At 67.0% G+C, this 18,202-nt stretch carries 12 protein-coding genes and 1 pseudogene; 2 read left to right on the plus strand and 11 right to left on the minus strand.

The features are described 5' to 3' along the window. Positions 1-7 precede the first annotated feature (7 nt). Positions 8-907: a LysR family transcriptional regulator gene (locus G3M57_RS22000; protein ID WP_163233031.1), complete on the plus strand. Its 900-nt coding sequence runs from the start codon at positions 8-10 to the stop codon at positions 905-907. A gap of 117 nt (positions 908-1,024) precedes the next feature. Here G3M57_RS22000 and rpoC read toward each other — a convergent pair whose 3' ends face one another. From rpoC to rplJ, 8 genes and pseudogenes are all read right to left on the minus strand, one after another. Next, the gene (gene rpoC, locus G3M57_RS22005; RefSeq protein ID WP_056762612.1) at positions 1,025-5,209 is read right to left on the minus strand and encodes a DNA-directed RNA polymerase subunit beta'; all 4,185 of its coding nucleotides are present in this window, start codon (positions 5,207-5,209) and stop codon (positions 1,025-1,027) included. A 33-nt stretch (positions 5,210-5,242) separates the two neighbouring features. Continuing rightward, positions 5,243-5,337: pseudogene (locus tag G3M57_RS27620) on the minus strand (hypothetical protein); the annotation flags it as partial. A gap of 15 nt (positions 5,338-5,352) precedes the next feature. Beyond that, entirely contained in the window at positions 5,353-9,435 is a 4,083-nt protein-coding gene (gene rpoB / locus G3M57_RS22010) for a DNA-directed RNA polymerase subunit beta (protein WP_056762610.1), read from the minus strand. Between the two features lie 368 nt (positions 9,436-9,803). Next, on the minus strand, positions 9,804-12,176 hold the full coding sequence (locus G3M57_RS22015) for a glycoside hydrolase family 31 protein (protein WP_163233033.1): 2,373 nt from the start codon (positions 12,174-12,176) through the stop codon (positions 9,804-9,806). Between the two features lie 93 nt (positions 12,177-12,269). Next, on the minus strand, positions 12,270-12,428 hold the full coding sequence (locus tag G3M57_RS22020; RefSeq protein WP_163233035.1) for a hypothetical protein: 159 nt from the start codon (positions 12,426-12,428) through the stop codon (positions 12,270-12,272). Between the two features lie 43 nt (positions 12,429-12,471). Further along, positions 12,472-12,849: a hypothetical protein gene (locus G3M57_RS22025; RefSeq protein WP_163233037.1), complete on the minus strand. Its 378-nt coding sequence runs from the start codon at positions 12,847-12,849 to the stop codon at positions 12,472-12,474. Between the two features lie 173 nt (positions 12,850-13,022). Further along, positions 13,023-13,406, minus strand: a complete 384-nt coding sequence (rplL, locus tag G3M57_RS22030) for a 50S ribosomal protein L7/L12 (RefSeq protein ID WP_056762605.1) — start codon at positions 13,404-13,406, stop codon at positions 13,023-13,025. A gap of 44 nt (positions 13,407-13,450) precedes the next feature. Continuing rightward, positions 13,451-13,969 (minus strand): 50S ribosomal protein L10, encoded by a 519-nt coding sequence (gene rplJ, locus G3M57_RS22035; protein WP_056762603.1) that lies wholly within the window; start codon positions 13,967-13,969, stop codon positions 13,451-13,453. 540 nt (positions 13,970-14,509) lie between these two features. On the opposite strand from rplJ, the gene G3M57_RS22040 reads away from it, so the two are divergent. Further along, on the plus strand, positions 14,510-15,871 hold the full coding sequence (locus tag G3M57_RS22040) for an HIT family protein (protein WP_163233039.1): 1,362 nt from the start codon (positions 14,510-14,512) through the stop codon (positions 15,869-15,871). A 118-nt stretch (positions 15,872-15,989) separates the two neighbouring features. On the opposite strand, the gene G3M57_RS22045 is transcribed toward G3M57_RS22040, so the two are convergent. From G3M57_RS22045 to rplA, 3 genes are all read right to left on the minus strand, one after another. Continuing rightward, positions 15,990-17,204 carry a BaiN/RdsA family NAD(P)/FAD-dependent oxidoreductase gene (locus G3M57_RS22045; RefSeq protein WP_163233041.1) on the minus strand — a complete coding sequence of 405 codons (1,215 nt, stop codon included), beginning with the start codon at positions 17,202-17,204 and terminating at the stop codon, positions 15,990-15,992. Beyond that, positions 17,201-17,377 (minus strand): type II toxin-antitoxin system VapB family antitoxin, encoded by a 177-nt coding sequence (locus G3M57_RS22050; protein ID WP_163233043.1) that lies wholly within the window; start codon positions 17,375-17,377, stop codon positions 17,201-17,203. The genes G3M57_RS22045 and G3M57_RS22050 overlap by 4 nt, the downstream gene beginning before the upstream one ends. Before the next feature lie 135 nt (positions 17,378-17,512). Next, positions 17,513-18,202: a 50S ribosomal protein L1 gene (rplA, locus tag G3M57_RS22055; RefSeq protein ID WP_163233045.1), complete on the minus strand. Its 690-nt coding sequence runs from the start codon at positions 18,200-18,202 to the stop codon at positions 17,513-17,515.

The raw sequence follows: 18,202 nt of genomic DNA on the forward strand, positions 1-18,202 counted from the left end.
TTATGGAATGGATCGCCTGGACGAACTGGCCCTGCTGTTGGCGGTGATCGACAGCGGGTCCCTGGCCGCCGCCGGCCGCAGGCTGCGGCGCTCGCCCGCCGCCATGACCCGGACCCTGGCGGCGCTGGAAGAGCGGATGGGCGTGCGGCTGATCGAGCGCACCACCCGCCGCCTGGCGCCGACCGAGGCCGGCCGCGACCTGGCCGAGCGGGCCCGGCGGCTGCTGGTCGACTACGAGACCGCCCTCCAGGCCCCCGCCTCTGACACGGTGCGCGGCACGCTGCGGATCACCGGCCCGACCGTGTTCGGCGGCCGCTGCCTGACCCCGGTCGTGGCCGACTTCCTGGCCGAGCACCCCGGCGTCCAGGCCGACCTGACCCTGCACGACCGAAATCTGGACCTGATTGAGGGCGAGTTGCACGTGGCCCTGCGGATCGGGCCGCTGGCCGATTCCAGCCTGATCGTCCGCAAGCTGGGCCAAGTGCGCCGGCTGCTGGTGGCCGCGCCCGATTACCTGGCGCGACGCGGGACGCCGTTGGAGCCGGGCGACCTGGCCGGGCACGAGGTGATCCTGACCACCGTGGTCTCGGCCTCGCCGGAATGGCGGTTCGAGCATCGTGGCAAGCCGCGGGCGGTGCGGCTGGAGCCCCGGCTGCGGGTCAACAATGTCGAGGCGGCCCTGGCGGCCATGGTCGCCGGTCGCGGGATCGGTCGGGCCCTGTCCTACCAGGTCGCCGAGGACCTGGCGGCCGGGCGGCTGGTGCGCCTGCTGCCCGACTTCGAGCCCCCGCCCCTGCCCGTGCAACTGGTCACGGTGGGCGGCCGGTTCATGCCGCCGCTGGTGCGGGCGTTCCTGGATTTCGCGGCGCCGAGGCTGGAGCGGCTGGCGGTGTTGCGGGGATCGTAGAACGGAGGACGCCCCCTCCGTCCGCTTCACCGACACCTCCTCCTGAGGGAGAAGAGCCAAAAAAGAAACGGCCCGGGATTGCTCCCGGGCCGTTCCGTTTCAGTCCTCGAAGGAGGCTTACGCCTCTTCGGCGATGACCGCGGGCAGCGGCTCCATCGACTCTTCGCGCTGCTGGGCCAGTTGCTCGTCGCGCTTGGCGGCGATGCGTTGCAGGCTGCGCAGGTAGGAACCCGTGCCAGCGGGGATCAGGCGACCCACGATGACGTTTTCCTTCAGGCCTTCCAGCGTGTCGGTCTTGCCGTGCACCGAGGCTTCGGTCAGGACGCGGGTCGTTTCCTGGAACGACGCGGCCGAGATGAAGCTCTTGGTCTGCAGCGAGGCCTTGGTGATGCCCAGCAGCACGGGCTGCGTCGTGGCCGGACGGCCGCCGCGGGCGACAGCCTTGTCCTGCTCGACGTAGAACTCGGGCTTGTCGAGGTGATCGCCCTTGATCAAGCCCGTGTCGCCCGGCTCGACGATCTCGACCTTCTGCAGCATCTGACGAACGATCGTCTCGATGTGCTTGTCGTTGATCGGCACGCCCTGCAGTCGGTAGACCTCCTGGATCTCGTCGACCAGGAAGTTGGCCAGGGCCTCGACGCCCAGAATGCGCAGGATGTCGTGCGGATCCGGGTTGCCGTCGATGATGTACTCGCCGCGCGTGATGTAGTCGCCATCATGCACCGCGATGTGCTTGCCCTTCGGGATCAGGAACTCGACCGCTTCAGGCTGGTTGCCGTCGGCGTCGATGTCCGGAGTGATCTTGATCCGGCGCTTGTTCTTGTAATCCTTGCCGAATTCGACACGGCCGTCCATTTCCGCGATGACCGCGCAGTCCTTGGGACGGCGGGCTTCGAAGAGTTCGGCGACGCGCGGCAGACCACCGGTGATGTCCCGGGTCTTGGCGCCTTCGGTCGGGATCCGCGCGATGACCTCGCCCGGCTTGACCATGTCCCCGTCAGCGACGGAGAGAATGGCGCCGACCGACATCAGATAGCGGGCCTCGCCGCCGTTGGCCAGACGGACATAGGCGCCGTCTTCACCCAGCACGCCCATCGCCGGACGCAGGTCCGACGCGCGGGCCGAGGTCCGCCAGTCGGCGATCACGCGCTGCGCGATGCCGGTGGCTTCGTCGGTTTCCTCGCGAACGGAGAAGCCGTCCACCAGGTCTTCGGCGCGGATGCGACCGGCCACTTCGGTGATGATCGGGGTGGTGTAGGGGTCCCAATCGGCCAGGCGCTGGCCGCGCTTGACCTTGTCGCCGTCCTTGACCTTCAGGCGCGCGCCGTACGGCGGCTTGTAGTTCTCGCGCTCCTTGCCGTCGACCAGGACGCTCACGGCCGTGTTGCGGCTCATGACCACCAGGGCGCCGTCCGAACCCACCACGGTGGCGCCGGTCACGCGGACCACGCCGTCGTTGCTGCTTTCGAAGAACGACTGCTCGGCCACCTGGGCGGTGCCGCCGATGTGGAAGGTCCGCATCGTCAGCTGGGTGCCGGGCTCGCCGATCGACTGGGCGGCGATGACGCCCACCGCTTCACCGATGTTCACCGGCGTGCCGCGGGCCAGGTCGCGGCCGTAGCAGGCGCCGCAGACGCCGATCTTGGCCTCGCAGGTCAGGACCGAGCGCACCTTCACCGACTGCACCGCAGCGGCTTCGATGGCGTCGGCCATGTTCTCGTCGAGATAGGTGTCGGCCGGAACCACGATCTCGCCGGTCGCCGGGTCCTTGATGTCCTCGGCCGAGAAACGGCCCAGGACACGGGTGCCCAGCGAGACCAGCACGTCGCCGCCTTCGACCACGGCCCGCAGGGTGATGCCCTTGGTGGTGCCGCAGTCTTCCTCGACGATGATGCAGTCCTGCGCGACGTCGACCAGACGACGGGTCAGGTAGCCGGAGTTGGCGGTCTTCAGCGCGGTGTCCGCCAGGCCCTTACGGGCGCCGTGGGTCGAGTTGAAGTACTCCTGAACGGTCAGGCCTTCCTTGAAGTTCGAGACGATCGGGGTCTCGATGATCTCGCCGGAGGGCTTGGCCATCAGGCCGCGCATGCCGCCCAGCTGCTTCATCTGGGCTTGCGAACCACGGGCGCCGGAGTGGGCCATCATGTAGATGGCGTTGATTTCCTTCTCGCGGCCGTTCTCGTCCTTATGCTTCATCTGAAGCTCGGCCATCATCTCGTCGGCGACCCGGTCGGTGGCCTTGGCCCAGGCGTCGACGACCTTGTTGTACTTCTCGCCCTTGGTGATCAGGCCGTCGGCGTACTGTTGCTCGTACTCCTCGGCCAGGGTGCGGGTTTCGGCGACGATCGCCTCCTTCCGCTTGGGGATGATGATGTCGTCCTTGCCGAAGGAGATGCCGGCCTTGGCCGCTTCCTTGAAGCCCAGGCCCATGACCTGGTCGGCGAAGATCACCGTCGCCTTCTGGCCGCAGTGGCGATAGACCACGTCGATCAGGTTGCCGATTTCCTTCTTGGTCAGGGCCTTCTCGATCAGTCGGTGACCGATCGCCGGGTGACGCGGAAGCAGGGCGGCGATCTTCATGCGGCCGGGGGTGGTGTCGATCACGCGGCGACGCGCCACGCCGTCGGCGTCCACTTCGGTGAAGCGCGACTTGATCTTGGCGTGCAGCGACACGACGCCGGCGTCCATGGCGGCTTCGATCTCGCCCAAGTCGGCGAAGATCTTGCCTTCACCCGGCTCGCCGTCGCGGGCGACCGACAGGTAGTACAGGCCCAGGACGATGTCCTGCGACGGCACGATGATCGGGCGACCGTTGGCGGGCGACAGGATGTTGTTGGTCGACATCATCAGGACGCGCGCTTCCAGCTGGGCCTCGAGGCTCAGCGGGACGTGCACGGCCATCTGGTCGCCGTCGAAGTCGGCGTTGAATGCGGCGCAGACCAGCGGGTGCAGCTGGATGGCCTTGCCCTCGATCAGCTTGGGCTCGAACGCCTGGATGCCCAGGCGGTGAAGCGTCGGCGCGCGATTCAGCAGCACGGGGTGTTCGCGGATCACCTCTTCGAGGATGTCCCACACCTGCGGCTGTTCGCGCTCGACCATGCGCTTGGACTGCTTGACGGTGCCCGACAGGCCCTTGGCGTCCAGGCGCGCATAGATGAACGGCTTGAACAGCTCCAGCGCCATCTTCTTGGGCAGGCCGCACTCGTGCAGCTTCAGGTCCGGACCCACGACGATGACCGAACGGCCCGAATAGTCGACGCGCTTGCCCAGCAGGTTCTGGCGGAAGCGGCCCTGCTTGCCCTTCAGCATGTCGGCCAGCGACTTCAGCGGACGCTTGTTGGCGCCCGTGATCACGCGACCGCGGCGGCCGTTGTCGAACAGGGCGTCCACCGACTCCTGCAGCATCCGCTTTTCGTTGCGGATGATGATGTCGGGGGCGCGCAGTTCGATCAGGCGCTTGAGGCGGTTGTTACGGTTGATGACCCGGCGGTACAGGTCGTTCAGGTCCGAGGTCGCGAAGCGGCCGCCGTCCAGCGGCACCAGCGGGCGCAGTTCCGGCGGGATCACCGGCACGACCGTCAGCACCATCCACTCCGGACGGTTGCCCGACTCCTGGAAGGCTTCCAGGATCTTCAGGCGCTTGGAGAATTTCTTCTGCTTCATGTCCGACGGGTTGCCCGCCAGCTCTTCGCGCAGCTTCTCGGCTTCCTTCTCCAGGTCGATCGCCTTGAGCAGGTTCTGGACGGCCTCGGCGCCGATTTCGGCGGTGAAGCTGTCGTCGCCGTATTCGTCCTGGGCGCGCATGAAGTCGTCCTCGCTGAGCAGCTGGTGCTGCTTCAGCGGGGTCAGGCCCGGCTCGGTGACGATGTAGTATTCGAAGTACAGGACCCGCTCGATGTCCTTCAGCGGCATGTCCAGCATCATGGCGATGCGCGAGGGCAGCGACTTCAGGAACCAGATGTGGGCGACCGGCGAGGCCAGCTCGATGTGGCCCATGCGCTCGCGACGGACGCGGGCCAGGGTGACCTCGACGCCGCACTTCTCGCAGATGATGCCCTTGTACTTCATGCGCTTGTACTTGCCGCACAGGCATTCGTAGTCCTTGGTTGGGCCAAAGATACGGGCGCAGAACAGGCCGTCACGCTCGGGCTTGAACGTGCGGTAGTTGATGGTCTCGGGCTTCTTGATCTCACCGAACGACCACGAGCGGATCTTTTCCGGCGAAGCCAGCGAGATGCGGATCTGGTCGAAGGTCGGAGCGGCCTGGACCGGATTAAAGATGTTCAGGACTTCCTGGTTCATCTTGGTTCCTTCTGCGGGACTACCCGCGAAAATTCTGAGGTGCCGCCCTCGTCCTTCGACAAGCTCAGGATGAGGGCTACTGCGTCGCTGGTGAAACCCTCATCCTGAGCTTGTCGAAGGACGAGGATTTCACCGCACGGCGCTTAAGAGTTCTCGAGTTCCACGTTCAGGCCGAGCGAGCGCATTTCCTTGACCAGCACGTTGAAGCTTTCCGGGATACCGGCTTCGAACGTGTCGTCGCCACGGACGATCGACTCGTAGACCTTGGTCCGGCCGGCCACGTCGTCGGACTTCACCGTCAGCATTTCCTGCAGGGTGTAGGCCGCGCCGTAGGCTTCCAGAGCCCACACTTCCATTTCCCCGAAGCGCTGACCGCCGAACTGGGCCTTGCCGCCCAGCGGCTGCTGGGTGACCAGCGAGTACGGACCGATCGAACGGGCGTGGATCTTGTCGTCGACCAGGTGGTGCAGCTTCAGCATGTAGATGTAGCCGACCGTGACCGGACGCTTGAACTGGTCGCCCGTCTGGCCGTCGAACAGGATCGACTGGCCCGACGGATCGACGCCCGCCATGGTCAGGTGCTCTTCGATGTCGCCGATGCGCGCGCCGTCGAACACCGGGGTGGCGATCGGAACGCCCTTGCCGAGGTTGCGGGCCAGTTCGACCAGCTCTTCCTCGGTTTCCGGCAGTTCCTCGTCCGGGCCGTAGATGTCGCGCAGGCGCTGGACCAGGGCGTCCTTCTGGCCGCCGTGCTGCCAGTCTTCCAGCAGGTTGGTGATCTGCTTGCCGAGGTTGGCGCAGGCCCAGCCCAGGTGGGTTTCGAAGATCTGGCCGACGTTCATGCGCGAGGGCACGCCCAGCGGGTTCAGAACGACGTCCACGTGCGTCCCGTCGGCGAGGAACGGCATGTCCTCGATCGGCAGGATGCGCGAGATGACGCCCTTGTTGCCGTGACGGCCGGCCATCTTGTCGCCCGGCTGAAGCTTGCGCTTCACGGCCACGAAAACCTTGACCATCTTCATCACGCCCGGGGGCAGTTCGTCGCCGCGCTGCAGCTTGTCGACCTTGTCCTCGAAGCGGCGGTCCAGACGCTTGCGGTTCTCGTCGAACAGACGGCGCAGGCTTTCCAGTTCGCCCATCGCCTTCTCGTCCTCGAGGGCGATCTGCCACCACAGGCCGGGCTGGACTTCAGCCAGGCCTTCGGCGGTGATCTCGCCGCGCGACAGGCCCTTGGGACCCGACAGGGCGACGTTGCCGATCAGCAGTTCGCGCAGGCGGCCCGAGATGTTGCGGTTCAGGATCGCGAATTCGTCGTCGCGGTCCTTGCCCAGGCGGTCGATCTCGGCGCGCTCGATGGCCAGGGCGCGTTCGTCCTTGTCGACGCCGTGACGATTGAACACGCGCACGTCGACGATGGTGCCGGCGACGCCCGGGGGCAGGCGCAGGCTGGTGTCGCGGACGTCCGAGGCCTTTTCACCGAAGATGGCGCGCAGCAGCTTTTCTTCCGGCGTCATCGGGCTTTCACCCTTCGGCGTGACCTTGCCGACCAGGATGTCGCCCGGCTGGACCTCGGCGCCGATCGCCACGATGCCCGCTTCGTCGAGGTTGCGCAGGGCTTCCTCGCCGACGTTAGGGATGTCGCGGGTGATTTCTTCCGGACCCAGCTTGGTGTCGCGGGCCATGACTTCGAATTCCTCGATGTGGATCGAGGTGAAGACGTCGTCACGGACGATGCGCTCGGAGATCAGGATCGAGTCTTCGAAGTTGTAGCCGTTCCAGGGCATGAACGCGACGAGCGCGTTGCGGCCCAGGGCCAGTTCGCCCAGCTCGGTCGACGGGCCGTCGGCGATGATGTCGCCGGCGCTGATCCGGTCGCCCACCTTCACCAGCGGGCGCTGGTTGATGCAGGTCGACTGGTTCGAACGCTGGAACTTGCTCAGACGGTAGATGTCGACGCCCGAACGGGCGCTGTCGGTCTCTTCCGTGGCGCGGACGACGATACGCGTGCCGTCGATCTGCTCCACGACGCCGGTGCGCTTGGCGATGACCACGGCGCCGGAGTCACGGGCGACCACGGCCTCCATGCCGGTGCCGACCAGCGGGGCGTCGGACTGCACCAGCGGCACGGCCTGACGCTGCATGTTCGAGCCCATCAGGGCGCGGTTGGCGTCGTCGTTTTCCAGGAACGGGATCAGGGCCGCGGCCACCGAAACAACCTGGCGCGGCGACACGTCCATCAGGTCGACCTGTTCCTTCTGGAGCAGGGTCGGCTCGCCGTTGATCCGGCCGGGGACCAGGTCGTCCACGATCTCGCCGTCCAGCACCTTGATGTTGGACTGGGCGATGACGTGCTTCGACTCTTCCATGGCCGACATGTAGACGACCTCGTCGAGCGGCTTGCCGTCGGCGACGCGACGGTAGGGGCTCTCGATGAAGCCGTACTTGTTGACGCGCGCGTGGGTGGCCAGCGAGTTGATCAGGCCGATGTTCGGGCCTTCCGGCGTTTCGATCGGGCAGATCCGGCCGTAGTGGGTCGGGTGCACGTCGCGGACTTCGAAGCCGGCGCGCTCGCGGGTCAGACCGCCCGGGCCAAGCGCCGACAGGCGGCGCTTGTGGGTGATCTCCGACAGCGGGTTGGTCTGGTCCATGAACTGCGACAGCTGCGAGCTGCCGAAGAATTCACGCACCGAGGCCGCGGCCGGCTTGGCGTTGATCAGGTCGTGCGGCATCACGGTGTCGATGTCGACCGACGACATGCGTTCCTTGATGGCGCGCTCCATGCGCAGCAGGCCGACGCGGTACTGGTTTTCCAGCAGTTCGCCGACCGAGCGCACCCGGCGGTTGCCCAGGTTGTCGATGTCGTCGATTTCGCCGCGACCGTCGCGCAGGCCGACCAGCAGCTTGAGCACCGCCAGCACGTCTTCCTTGCGCAGCACGCGCATCTCGTCCGAAGCGTCCAGCTCCAGGCGCATGTTCATCTTCACGCGGCCCACGGCCGACAGGTCGTAGCGCTCGGCGTCGAAGAACAGCGACTTGAACATCGCCTCGGCGGCTTCGACGGTCGGCGGCTCGCCCGGACGCATCACGCGGTAGATGTCGAACAGCGCATCCTCGCGGACGGCGTTCTTGTCCACGCGCAGGGTGTTGCGCATGTAGGCGCCGACCGTGACGTGGTCGATGTCCAGCACGTCGATGGTGCTGAAGCCCTGTTCGGCCAGGGCCTGGATCGAGGTGACGTCCAGCTCGTCGCCGGCCTCGGCGTAGATCTCGCCGTTCTCGAAGTTGACCGCGTCGCGGGCCAGGTAGCGGCCCGTCAGGGCTTCCGGCGCCAGCAGCAGGGTCTTCAGGCCGGCGTCAGCCAGCTTCTTGGCCTGGCGGGCGGTGATCTTGGTGCCGGCCGGAGCCACTTCCTCGCCGGTGTCGGCGTCGATCAGGGCGAATTCCGGCTTCACGCCGCGCCAGCGCTCGGGCTTGTACGGGGTGGCCCAGCCTTCGGCGCCGGCCGCGGTGCGCTTCTCGAACGGGACGACGTCATAGAACGTCGTCAGGATCTCCTCGCCGTCCATGCCCAGGGCATAGAGGAAGGTGGTGGCCGGCAGCTTGCGGCGGCGGTCGATGCGGACATAGACCACGTCCTTGGCGTCGAACTCGAAGTCCAGCCACGAGCCGCGGTACGGGATCACCCGGGCGGCGAACAGCAGCTTGCCCGAGGCGTGGGTCTTGCCCTTGTCGTGGTCGAAGAACACGCCGGGCGAACGGTGCATCTGCGAGACGATGACCCGCTCGGTGCCGTTGACGATGAACGTGCCCTTGTCGGTCATGAGCGGGATGTCGCCCATGTAGACGTCCTGCTCCTTGATGTCCTTGACGGACCGGGCGCCGGTTTCTTCTTCGGTTTCGAACACGATCAGCCGCAGCTTGACCTTCAGCGGCGCCGCGAAGGTCATGTCGCGCTGGATGCACTCTTCAACGTCGTACTTGGGCTCTTCGAATTCGTACGAGACGTATTCGAGCACCGCGCGCTCGTTGAAGTCCTTGATCGGGAACACCGACTTGAACACCGCCTCGATGCCTTCGTCGCGGCGCTGGCCCGGACGGACCTCGCGCTGAAGGAACTGCTCGTAGGAGGAGCGCTGAACCTCGATCAGGTTCGGCATCTGCACAGCTTCGGGGATGCGGCCGAAAGACTTCCGGATCCGCTTCTTGCCGGTGAAGGATTGCGCCATGTTTTTTCCCTGGGCGCGGACGGACTCCGCGCGTGAATTCGAATGTACCTAGCGACCACCCTCGCCGCTCTCCCCTCGGGAGAGCGCTGGTCGCTGGAATTCCCCTGTCAGGGCAACCGGGACCGGATGCCTGACGGGCGCCCCTTCGCGCTGGTCGGAGGGCGGCTGACCGCGCCTCGGGGCGTATCATGCGGACACGCGCGTACGCGCTCCGCCGAATATCTTCGTGAGCCGGCGGATATAGGACACCCGACCGAGATTGGGAAGGGGGTTTATCCACAAAAGAATGCGGGCGCGTTCGGTGACGCTTGGAACCCCTAACAATCCGCTCATCCCGGCCAATGCCGGGATGAGCGAGTTTTAAGGCGTTACTTCACCACCTGCACCGCCGCCAGCGCCTGGGCGCTGAGGCCCTTGTCGCCCGTGGCGGTCAGCTTGCCGGCCTTGTCGTCCCAGTGCAGCTTCACCGTCTTGCCGACGCCCTTTTCGTAGGCGTTGGTCACGCCGTCGTCGTCGTACAGGGTGAAGTCGGCGTCGCGACCGGGATAGACCTTGACCGCGTTGATCGCCTGAGGCTGCGAAGTGTTCTGGATCGGCGCGCCCATCGGGATGATCGAGCCGGCCCGGACGAACAGCGGGATGGTGTCGATCGGCGCATGGACGCTGATCGTCTGGCCGCCGGTGAACTTCTTGCCCGTCCAGTAGTCATACCAATCGGCGCCCGCCGGCAGGTAGACGTCGCGGTCCTCGACACCTTGATCGGTGATCGGCGCCACCAGGAAGGCCGGGCCGAACATGTACTGGTCGCCCAGGTTCACGACCTTCGGGTCGTTCGGGAAGTCCATGAACAGGCCGCGCATGAACGGCGCGCCGGTCTCGTAGGTCGTGTGGCCCATCGAGTACAGGTACGGCATCAGGGCGTAGCGCAGCTTCAGGTACTTGGCGACCACGGCCTCGGCGCCCTTGCCGAACGACCACACCTCGGTGTCCTTGCGCATGCCGTGCACCCGCAGGGTCGGGGTGAAGGTCCCGTACTGGAACCAGCGGGCGAACAGCTCGGGATAGTCGTTGTTCTGACCGACCACGGCGCGGGCGTCGGACGGATCCAGCAGCGGCGGCTTGGTCGCCGTCGTGGTCTGGGGCAGCCACTGCCAGCCGCCGATGTCGTTGCCCCAGTAGGCGAAGCCCGAGGCGGTGAAGTTCAGGCCCGTCGGCACCTGCCGCTTGAGCGCTTCCCAGGTCGGCTGGATGTCGGACGACCAGAACAGGGCGCCGTTGCGCTGGGCGCCGATATAGGCGGCGCGGGCCAGGATCAGGTTGCGCTTGTCGGGCCGATCGCGGCGCGAGCCCTCGGCCACGCCCTGGGTGTGGACCAGTGGGAAGACGTTGCGGTAGCGGTCGCCCGAACCGATGCTCCAGAAATAGCCCTCCGGCACCAGGTCCGGCTCGGTCTCGTCCAGCCAGAACCAGTCGAAGCCCTTGGAGGCGATGTTGTCGCGGATCTTGCCCCAGAACCATTCGCGGGCCTGGGGATTGGTGCTGTCGATCAGGCCGCCGGTGCGGTCGCTGCGGAACGGCAGGCCGTCGACGACCTTGCCGTCCTTGTCCTTCAGCAGCCAGCCCTTGTCGGCCAGGTAGTTGAAGTAACGGCCTTCCTTCTCGAAGCGCGGCCAGACGCTGATGATGCTGTGCACGCCGTTGTCGTGCAGCTCCTTGTTCATCGCGGCGGGATCGGGGAAGGCGGCCGGGTCGATGTCCATCTGGCCCATGCGGGTCCAGTAGAACCAGTCCAGCACCATCACGTCCAGCGGGTAGCCGCGGTCGCGATAGCCCTTGGCCACGTTGAGGATCTGGGCCTGGGTCTCATAGCGGGCCTTGGACTGGATGTAGCCGAACGCGGCCTTCGGCGGCAGCGGCGTCACGCCGGTCAGCTGGCGGTAGCCGGCGTAGATCTCGTCATAGCTGCCGGTGATCACGAAGAACGACACCCGCTCGCCGACCTTCGACTGCCACAGGGTGCGGCCGTTGACGGCCGGATAGACCTTGGTGTCCGACGGGTTGTCCCAGAGGATGCCGTAGCCCTTGCTGGAGACCAGGAATGGCACGCAGACCGTCTCGCCGTGCGGGGCGTCGTAGTCGTGCTTGCAGTCGATCTTGCGGCCGCGCAGGTCGAGAATGCCTTCCTGGTTCTGGCCCAGGCCGTAGAAGTGCTCGTCGGCGCTGGTCGAGAAGCTGGCGCCGGCCTGGTAGGTCCGCTCGCCGTTCACGACGTGCGGCGACATCTCCCAGCCGTTCATCGCCACCAGGTCCGAGCCGTCGGCCTTGCGGATCTTCACCGAGACCGGCGGCAGCGACGGGGCGAAGTAGCGGTCCATCTGCGAGGGCGCGCCCGGCCAGGGCTGGGCGACGACCTCCAGCGACAGGGCGCCGGAGGTGAAGAGGTCGGCTCCGGCCTTCTGGTCGTGGCGCCAACCCTTGACATCGCTGTCAGCCAGGAAGCCGTAGCCCGGCGCCGCGGCGGCCAGATCCTTGTCCTGGCTGATGGTCACCCGGACAATGTTAGGGGCGTAGGTCTCGACCGAGACATAGGAGCCGTTGCGGTCCACCACCGCCATCGGCGCGGCGTGGGCGGCGGCGACCGGCGCGGCCAGGTTGCCCACGACCCCGATGGCGAGGGTCAGGGCCAGGCCCGAGACCAGTCCAGCCGACCAGCGGCGCGCGCCCTTGTTTAGCCGATCCATCGCTTCTTCCCCGGAATGTTACCGCTATCTCTTGGGCGCATGGCTAGAGATGCAGCCGGGCAGCGTCAACAGGATTGATACCAACAATGACGCTCAGCCGCGCCGAACGACCTTGCCGACCAATGAGAGCGCCAGGCCGATCAGGCAGAGGAAGAAGGCGATCTTGGCCAGGCCGCCGGCCACGTCGACGACGAAACCCAGCACGCCGAACACGATCATCAGCACCAGCAGGACAGCGGCCAACTTCAGCATGGGCAGATAACGCCCATCGCGCGGCAAGGGTTGCCGCCTTGGATCAGACGCTGAGGTCGACGAAGTTGGACACGGCCAGGCCGTTCTTGGCCTGGGCCTTGGCGCCGTCCATGGCTTCCTTGATCCTGGCCTTCACGGCCTCGTCGACCTGCTGGAGCGCCGCGGTGCGCTGGTCGGGAGTCATGGCCGCCAGGCTCTCCTCGGTCAGGCCCATGGTCTTCATGGCCTCAGCCTTCCACTGCTTGAGCTTTTCCTCCCAGGCGTCCTTCTTGGCCTCCTTGGCGAAGGCCACCAGGCCCTTGTCGCGAACCTTGTCCAGGTCGCTGGCGGCCTCCAGCGCCGTGGTCGACGCCGGACGGGCCGATATCGCGCTGAGCGGGCTCCAGTTCGAATAGCCGCCCGAAATCCCCGAAATCGCCATGGTCGCCTCCACCGCCGCGTGTACGCACGGCCAGCTAGCAACGACCGTGCCAGAATGACGCGGGCGGGCGGAGGGCGAACGAAAACGGCCCCGGAGGTTTCCCTCCGGGGCCGTCAACGTGTGCGTCAGAGAACTGACGCCGGCTCGTCCCCACGCCGAGGCGTGGGCGTGAATTACTTCACTTGGACGGTGGCGCCGGCTTCGGTCAGCTTCTTGGCGACTTCTTCGGCGACTTGCTTCGAAACGTTTTCAACGACGTTCTGCGGAGCGCCTTCGACCAGGTCCTTGGCTTCCTTCAGGCCGAGGTCCGGACGGACGCCGCGGACTTCCTTGATCACGTTGATCTTCTTGTCGCCACCGTTCGTCAGGACGACGGTGAACTCGGTTTGCTCTTCGGCGGCTTCGGCCGGAGCAGCGGCGGCGCCGCCGACAGCGGCGACGGCGACCGGAGCAGCGGCCGAGACGCCCCACTTTTCTTCGAGCAGCTTGGAGAGCTCAGCAGCTTCCAGGACCGACAGGGTGGACAGTTCTTCAACCAGCTTTTCGAGCTTGGACATGGGTAAGTTCCTTAGAGGATGAGGGATTTATGCGGAGATGACCGTTACGCGGCGTCTTTGGTCGCATAGGCGTTGAAGACGCGCGCCAGTTGGCCAGCCGGAGCCTGCAGGACGCCCGCGATCTTGGTCGCCGGAGCCTGGATGAGGCCGATGAGCTTGCCACGGATCTGGTCGAGCGACGGCAGCGTGGCCAGGGCCCGCACCGCGTTTTCGTCCAGAACAGTCGTCTGGCCCAGGATGCCGCCGACCAGCTTCAGCTTGTCGTTTTCCTTGGCGTACTGGGTGACGATCTTGGCGGCCGAAACAGGATCCGAGCCATAGGCGATGGCGACCGGGCCGGTGAACAGGGCGTCGCCCTTTTCGCCGATCGAGCCGTTCAGCGCCTTCTGGACCAGGGTGTTCTTCACCACCTGGAACGTGCCCTCTTCCTTGCGGAGGCGGGCGCGCAGTTCAGTCATTTCCGCAACGGTCATGCCCGAATAGTGGGTCACGACGACAGCGCCGGCGTCGGCGAACACGCTTTTCAGCGCCTCGATCGACTCCTGCTTTTGAGCGCGGTCCATTGCGGTCTCCTACTCAATTACAGCGGCCGGACCATTCCGGCAGCCAAATGCGCGTCCCACGCGGGATCGCTCCCGCACGCGAGTTGCATCAGCCTGTTCCAAGGAAAGTCAGCCGCGCGTCCCATCCCGGAAGGAGGAATTGCGTGGTCTTGTCCATCCCTGTCTCCCGACGGCGAGGAAGGGCTCTTCCTCGATTATGGCGCTGGTGACCCCACGCCCCGCAGTTCTCAAACAGGATCGCCGCCGGGCGAGCCCAGCGGAGAAGGGGCGGCGTATAGACGGTTTGGGGAAGGATTTCAACAGAGGATCCAAACTGGATCCCGCACCTCTCTCAGCCGTCATCCCGGGCCTTGTGCCCGGAACCCCTCTGTCCGCCGCAAGTGCGGGAGGGGCGGTTCGCTGGCGAACCGCTTGCATCTCACGCGTCAGCTGAACCAGGGGTTCCGGGCACAAGGCCCGGAATGACGGCTGAAATGAGAGCGCAGACTAGCCTCCCTCCGAGATTTCCGCATAACAGAAGGCGCCTAAGAGGACCCGTCCATGAAGCGCCTGTTCACCGCCGGCCTGGCCGCCGTGCTGCTCGTCGGCCTCGCCGTGCCCGTCAGCGCCGAGCCGCGCTTCGCCCCGATCCCCCAGGCGGTGGTCGCCGACCCCGCCCGCGATCAGGCTCATCCGGCGGACATGGCCGCGTTCACGGTCCCGACCGGCGGGGTGCGGGTCAACGCCATGATGTACCTGGCCTCGGGCGACCAGCCGCATCCGACGATGCTGATGCTGCACGGCTTTCCAGGCAACGAGACCAATATCGACCTGATGCAGGCCGTGCGCCGGGCCGGCTGGAACGTGATGCGGATCAACTATCGCGGCTCGTGGGGCAGCCCGGGTAAGTTCTCGTTCGCGGGCAGCCGGGCCGACGGCGAGGCCGCCCTGGCCTTCCTGCGCGACCCGGCCAATATCGCCAAGTACCGCATCGACCCGACCCGGATCGTGGTGGCCGGCCACAGCATGGGCGGCTTCATGGCCGCCGACGCCGTCGCCGCCGATCCCAAGGCGGCCGGGGCGATCCTGATCGACGCCTGGGACATCGGCAAGCAGAAGGCCGACCTCGTCGATCCGGCCAAGCGCAAGGCGGCGCTCGAGGATCTGCGCTCGAACACCCCGCCCCTGGCCGGGACCAGCGCCGAGTTGCTGGCCAAGGAGATCGAGACCACCTCGGCCAAGCTGGACCTTGAGGCGCTCAGCGCCCGGATCGCCGACCGGCCGGTGCTGATGATCGGCGCCGAGCACGCCGGGGCGCCCACCACGCGCAAGCTGGCCGCCGCCGCCCGCCAGGCCCAGGCCAAGGCTCTGACCGAAACCTATATGGACACCGACCACAGCTTCTCCGACAGCCGCATCGCGCTGGAAGCCGAGGTCATCCGCTGGCTGGGCCAGTTCGATCCGGCCTCGGCCAAGGTGGGCACGCCGGGGATCCCCCTGAAGGCCGCCTATGACGAGACCAACCCGTTCGCCCGGATCATTCGCGGCGAGATCCCCGTGCCCAAGGTGTACGAGGACGACCAGGTGCTGGCCTTCATGGACCATGCTCCGGCCGAGCCGGGCCACGTGCTGGTGATCTCCAAGACCTCCAAGGCGCGGAACCTGCTGGAGATCTCGCCCCAGGACCTGTCGCGGCTGATGGCCGTGGCCGCCCGGGTCGGCCAGGCCCAGGTCGACGGCCTGGGCGTCGAGGGCTTCACGATCGTCCAGAACAACGGCGTGGGCCAGAGCGTGCCGCATCTGCACATCCACGTCATCCCACGCGTGGCCGGCAAGCCGCTGATGTTCGTCGAGAACGCCAAGGGCGACCCGAAGGACATCGAGGCGGTGGCGGCCAGGATCCGGGCGGCGATGAAGCCCTGAGACTCGTGCGTCCTTCGAGGCTCGCCTTCGGCTCGCACCTCAGGATGAGGACCGTGGATTGGCTCTGAAATCCTCATCCTGAGACGCCCGCGCAGCGGGCCTCGAAGGACACAGGGCGTCAGCCCAGCCGCTTCATCACCGCCCGCGCCGCCGCCACGCCGGTCGCGAAACAGGCTTGCAGCAGGTAACCGCCGGTCGGGGCCTCCCAGTCCAGCATCTCGCCGGCCACGAACACGCCGGGCGCGGCCTTCAGTTCCAGGCCGTCCAGCGCCTCGAACGCCAGGCCGCCGGCGCAGGAGATCGCCCGCTCCAGGCCCTGCGTCCCGGTCAGTACGACCGGCGCGGCCTTGATCGCCGTCGCCAGGGCGTCGGGCGCCACCGGCAGGGCCAGGCCGTGCGCTTCGCGCAGCAGGCCGATCTCGACCGGCGACAGATGGGCCGCCTTGCGCAGCCAGCTCGACAGCGATTGCCCGCCGCGCGGCCGGGACAGTCGTGCGGTCAGTTGGGCCAACGAGAGGTCGGGGCGCAGGTCGATCTCCAGCCTGGCCGCCCCCCGGACGGCGATCGCGTCGCGCAGGGCCGCCGACAGCGCATAGACCGCCCCGCCCTCCAGGCCGTAGCCCGCGACCAGGGCGTCGCCGCGCGAGACCTGGCCTCCGAAGCTGAGCGCCACGTTCTTCAGCGGCGAACCGGCGAAGCGCTCGCGGAACACCGCGGTCCAGGCCACGGTGAAGCCGACATTGGCCGGGCGGAACGGCGCGACGGCCGCGCCGCGCTTCGCCAATAGCGGCGCCCACGCCCCGTCCGAACCCAGCCGGGCCCAGCTGGCGCCGCCCAGGGCTAGGACCGTGGCGCGCGGCCGCACGGCGCGCGGTCCGTCGGGCGTCTCGAAGGCCAGGTCCCCGGCCGCGGTCCAGCCGGTCCAGGCCGAGCGGAGGTTCAGCGCCACGCTCTGCCCCTCCAGCCGCGCGATCCAGGCCCGCAACAGGGGCGAGGCCTTCAGCGCCTTCGGAAACACCCGGCCGCTGCTGCCCACGAAGGTCGCCTGCCCCAGCCCCTCGGCCCAGGCGGTGAGGTCGGCCGGGGTAAAGGCCTCCAGCATCGGCCGCAACCGCTCGCCCGCGGCGCCGTAGCGCGCGACGAAGCGCTCGAAGTCTTCCGAATGGGTCAGGTTCAGCCCGCCGCGCCCAGCCATCAGGAACTTGCGCCCCAGGGTCGGCATGCGCTCGAACACCGCCACCGACAGTCCGGCGGCGCTCAGCACCTCGGCCGCCATCAGCCCGGCCGGGCCGCCGCCGACCACGGCGACGTCTGGACTAGATCTTTCAATCACGTGGAGTGATGGGTCGCTGCGCTCTCCGCCTCAGCCTCGCTCGTCGGCTGGCCCCTTGCGGCGAGGGCTTCTTTGACGGCGATTTTCACGGCCTGGCTCATACTCACACCCCGCTCCTTGGCGAAGCGTTTCACTAAGGCGCAGACTTCCGGGTTCGCAACATGGATGGCCATCTGAAGTTCGCCTTCGGAATGCGAGGTGCGGGTCCGAAGCTATCATCGGCAACCCCGCCAACCAACCACCGCCCAAACGCAAAGCGGGCGCTGGATCGCTCCAGCGCCCGCTCGCTTCAGTCTAGCCGAAGAGGCTTAGGCGGTGATCGACGAGACGTCGACCTTGAAGCCCGGGCCCATCGTCGAGGACAGGCCGATGCGCTTAACATAGACGCCCTTGGCGCCCGACGGCTTGGCGCGGTTCAGCGCTTCGACCAAGGCCTTGACGTTGACCAGCAGAGCTTCGTCGCTGAACGAGACCTTGCCGATGCCGGCGTGGACGATGCCCGCCTTCTCGACGCGGAATTCGACGGCGCCGCCCTTGGCGTCCTTCACGGCCTGGCCGACGTTCGGGGTCACGGTGCCGACCTTCGGGTTCGGCATCAGGCCGCGCGGGCCCAGCACCTTACCGAGGCGACCGACCAGGGCCATCATGTCCGGGGTCGCGATGACGCGATCGAAGTCCATGAAGCCGCCGGCGATCTTTTCGTACAGATCTTCGGCGCCGACGTGTTCGGCGCCCGCCGCGGTGGCTTCCGCCGCCTTGGCGTCCTTGGCGAAGACGGCGACGCGGACGTCGCGGCCGGTGCCCGACGGCAGGTTCACCACGCCGCGGACCTGTTGGTCGGCGTGGCGCGGGTCGACGCCGAGGTTGACCGAGATCTCGACGGATTCGTCGAACTTGGCCTTGGCGTTGGCCTTCACGAGAGCGATGGCGTCGGCGACAGCGTGGGCGGCGTCACGATCGCCGGTCCAGGCTTGGATGCGCTTGGGTTGCTTGGCCAT

The organism is Caulobacter rhizosphaerae (assembly GCF_010977555.1).
Lineage (GTDB): Bacteria > Pseudomonadota > Alphaproteobacteria > Caulobacterales > Caulobacteraceae > Caulobacter > Caulobacter rhizosphaerae.

What these genes read in the sequence shown, in the direction of transcription:
- rplJ (WP_056762603.1), bottom strand. Translation starts at nt 13,969, where the DNA reads ATGGACCGCGCTCAAAAGCAGGAGTCGATCGAGGCGCTGAAAAGCGTG.
- G3M57_RS22020 (WP_163233035.1), bottom strand. Translation starts at nt 12,428, where the DNA reads ATGCTGAAGTTGGCCGCTGTCCTGCTGGTGCTGATGATCGTGTTCGGC.
- G3M57_RS22015 (WP_163233033.1), bottom strand. Translation starts at nt 12,176, where the DNA reads ATGGATCGGCTAAACAAGGGCGCGCGCCGCTGGTCGGCTGGACTGGTC.
- rpoB (WP_056762610.1), bottom strand. Translation starts at nt 9,435, where the DNA reads ATGGCGCAATCCTTCACCGGCAAGAAGCGGATCCGGAAGTCTTTCGGC.
- rpoC (WP_056762612.1), bottom strand. Translation starts at nt 5,209, where the DNA reads ATGAACCAGGAAGTCCTGAACATCTTTAATCCGGTCCAGGCCGCTCCG.
- G3M57_RS22050 (WP_163233043.1), bottom strand. Translation starts at nt 17,377, where the DNA reads ATGGCCATCCATGTTGCGAACCCGGAAGTCTGCGCCTTAGTGAAACGC.
- rplL (WP_056762605.1), bottom strand. Translation starts at nt 13,406, where the DNA reads ATGTCCAAGCTCGAAAAGCTGGTTGAAGAACTGTCCACCCTGTCGGTC.
- G3M57_RS22000 (WP_163233031.1), top strand. Translation starts at nt 8, where the DNA reads ATGGATCGCCTGGACGAACTGGCCCTGCTGTTGGCGGTGATCGACAGC.
- rplA (WP_163233045.1), bottom strand. Translation starts at nt 18,202, where the DNA reads ATGGCCAAGCAACCCAAGCGCATCCAAGCCTGGACCGGCGATCGTGAC.
- G3M57_RS22025 (WP_163233037.1), bottom strand. Translation starts at nt 12,849, where the DNA reads ATGGCGATTTCGGGGATTTCGGGCGGCTATTCGAACTGGAGCCCGCTC.
- G3M57_RS22040 (WP_163233039.1), top strand. Translation starts at nt 14,510, where the DNA reads ATGAAGCGCCTGTTCACCGCCGGCCTGGCCGCCGTGCTGCTCGTCGGC.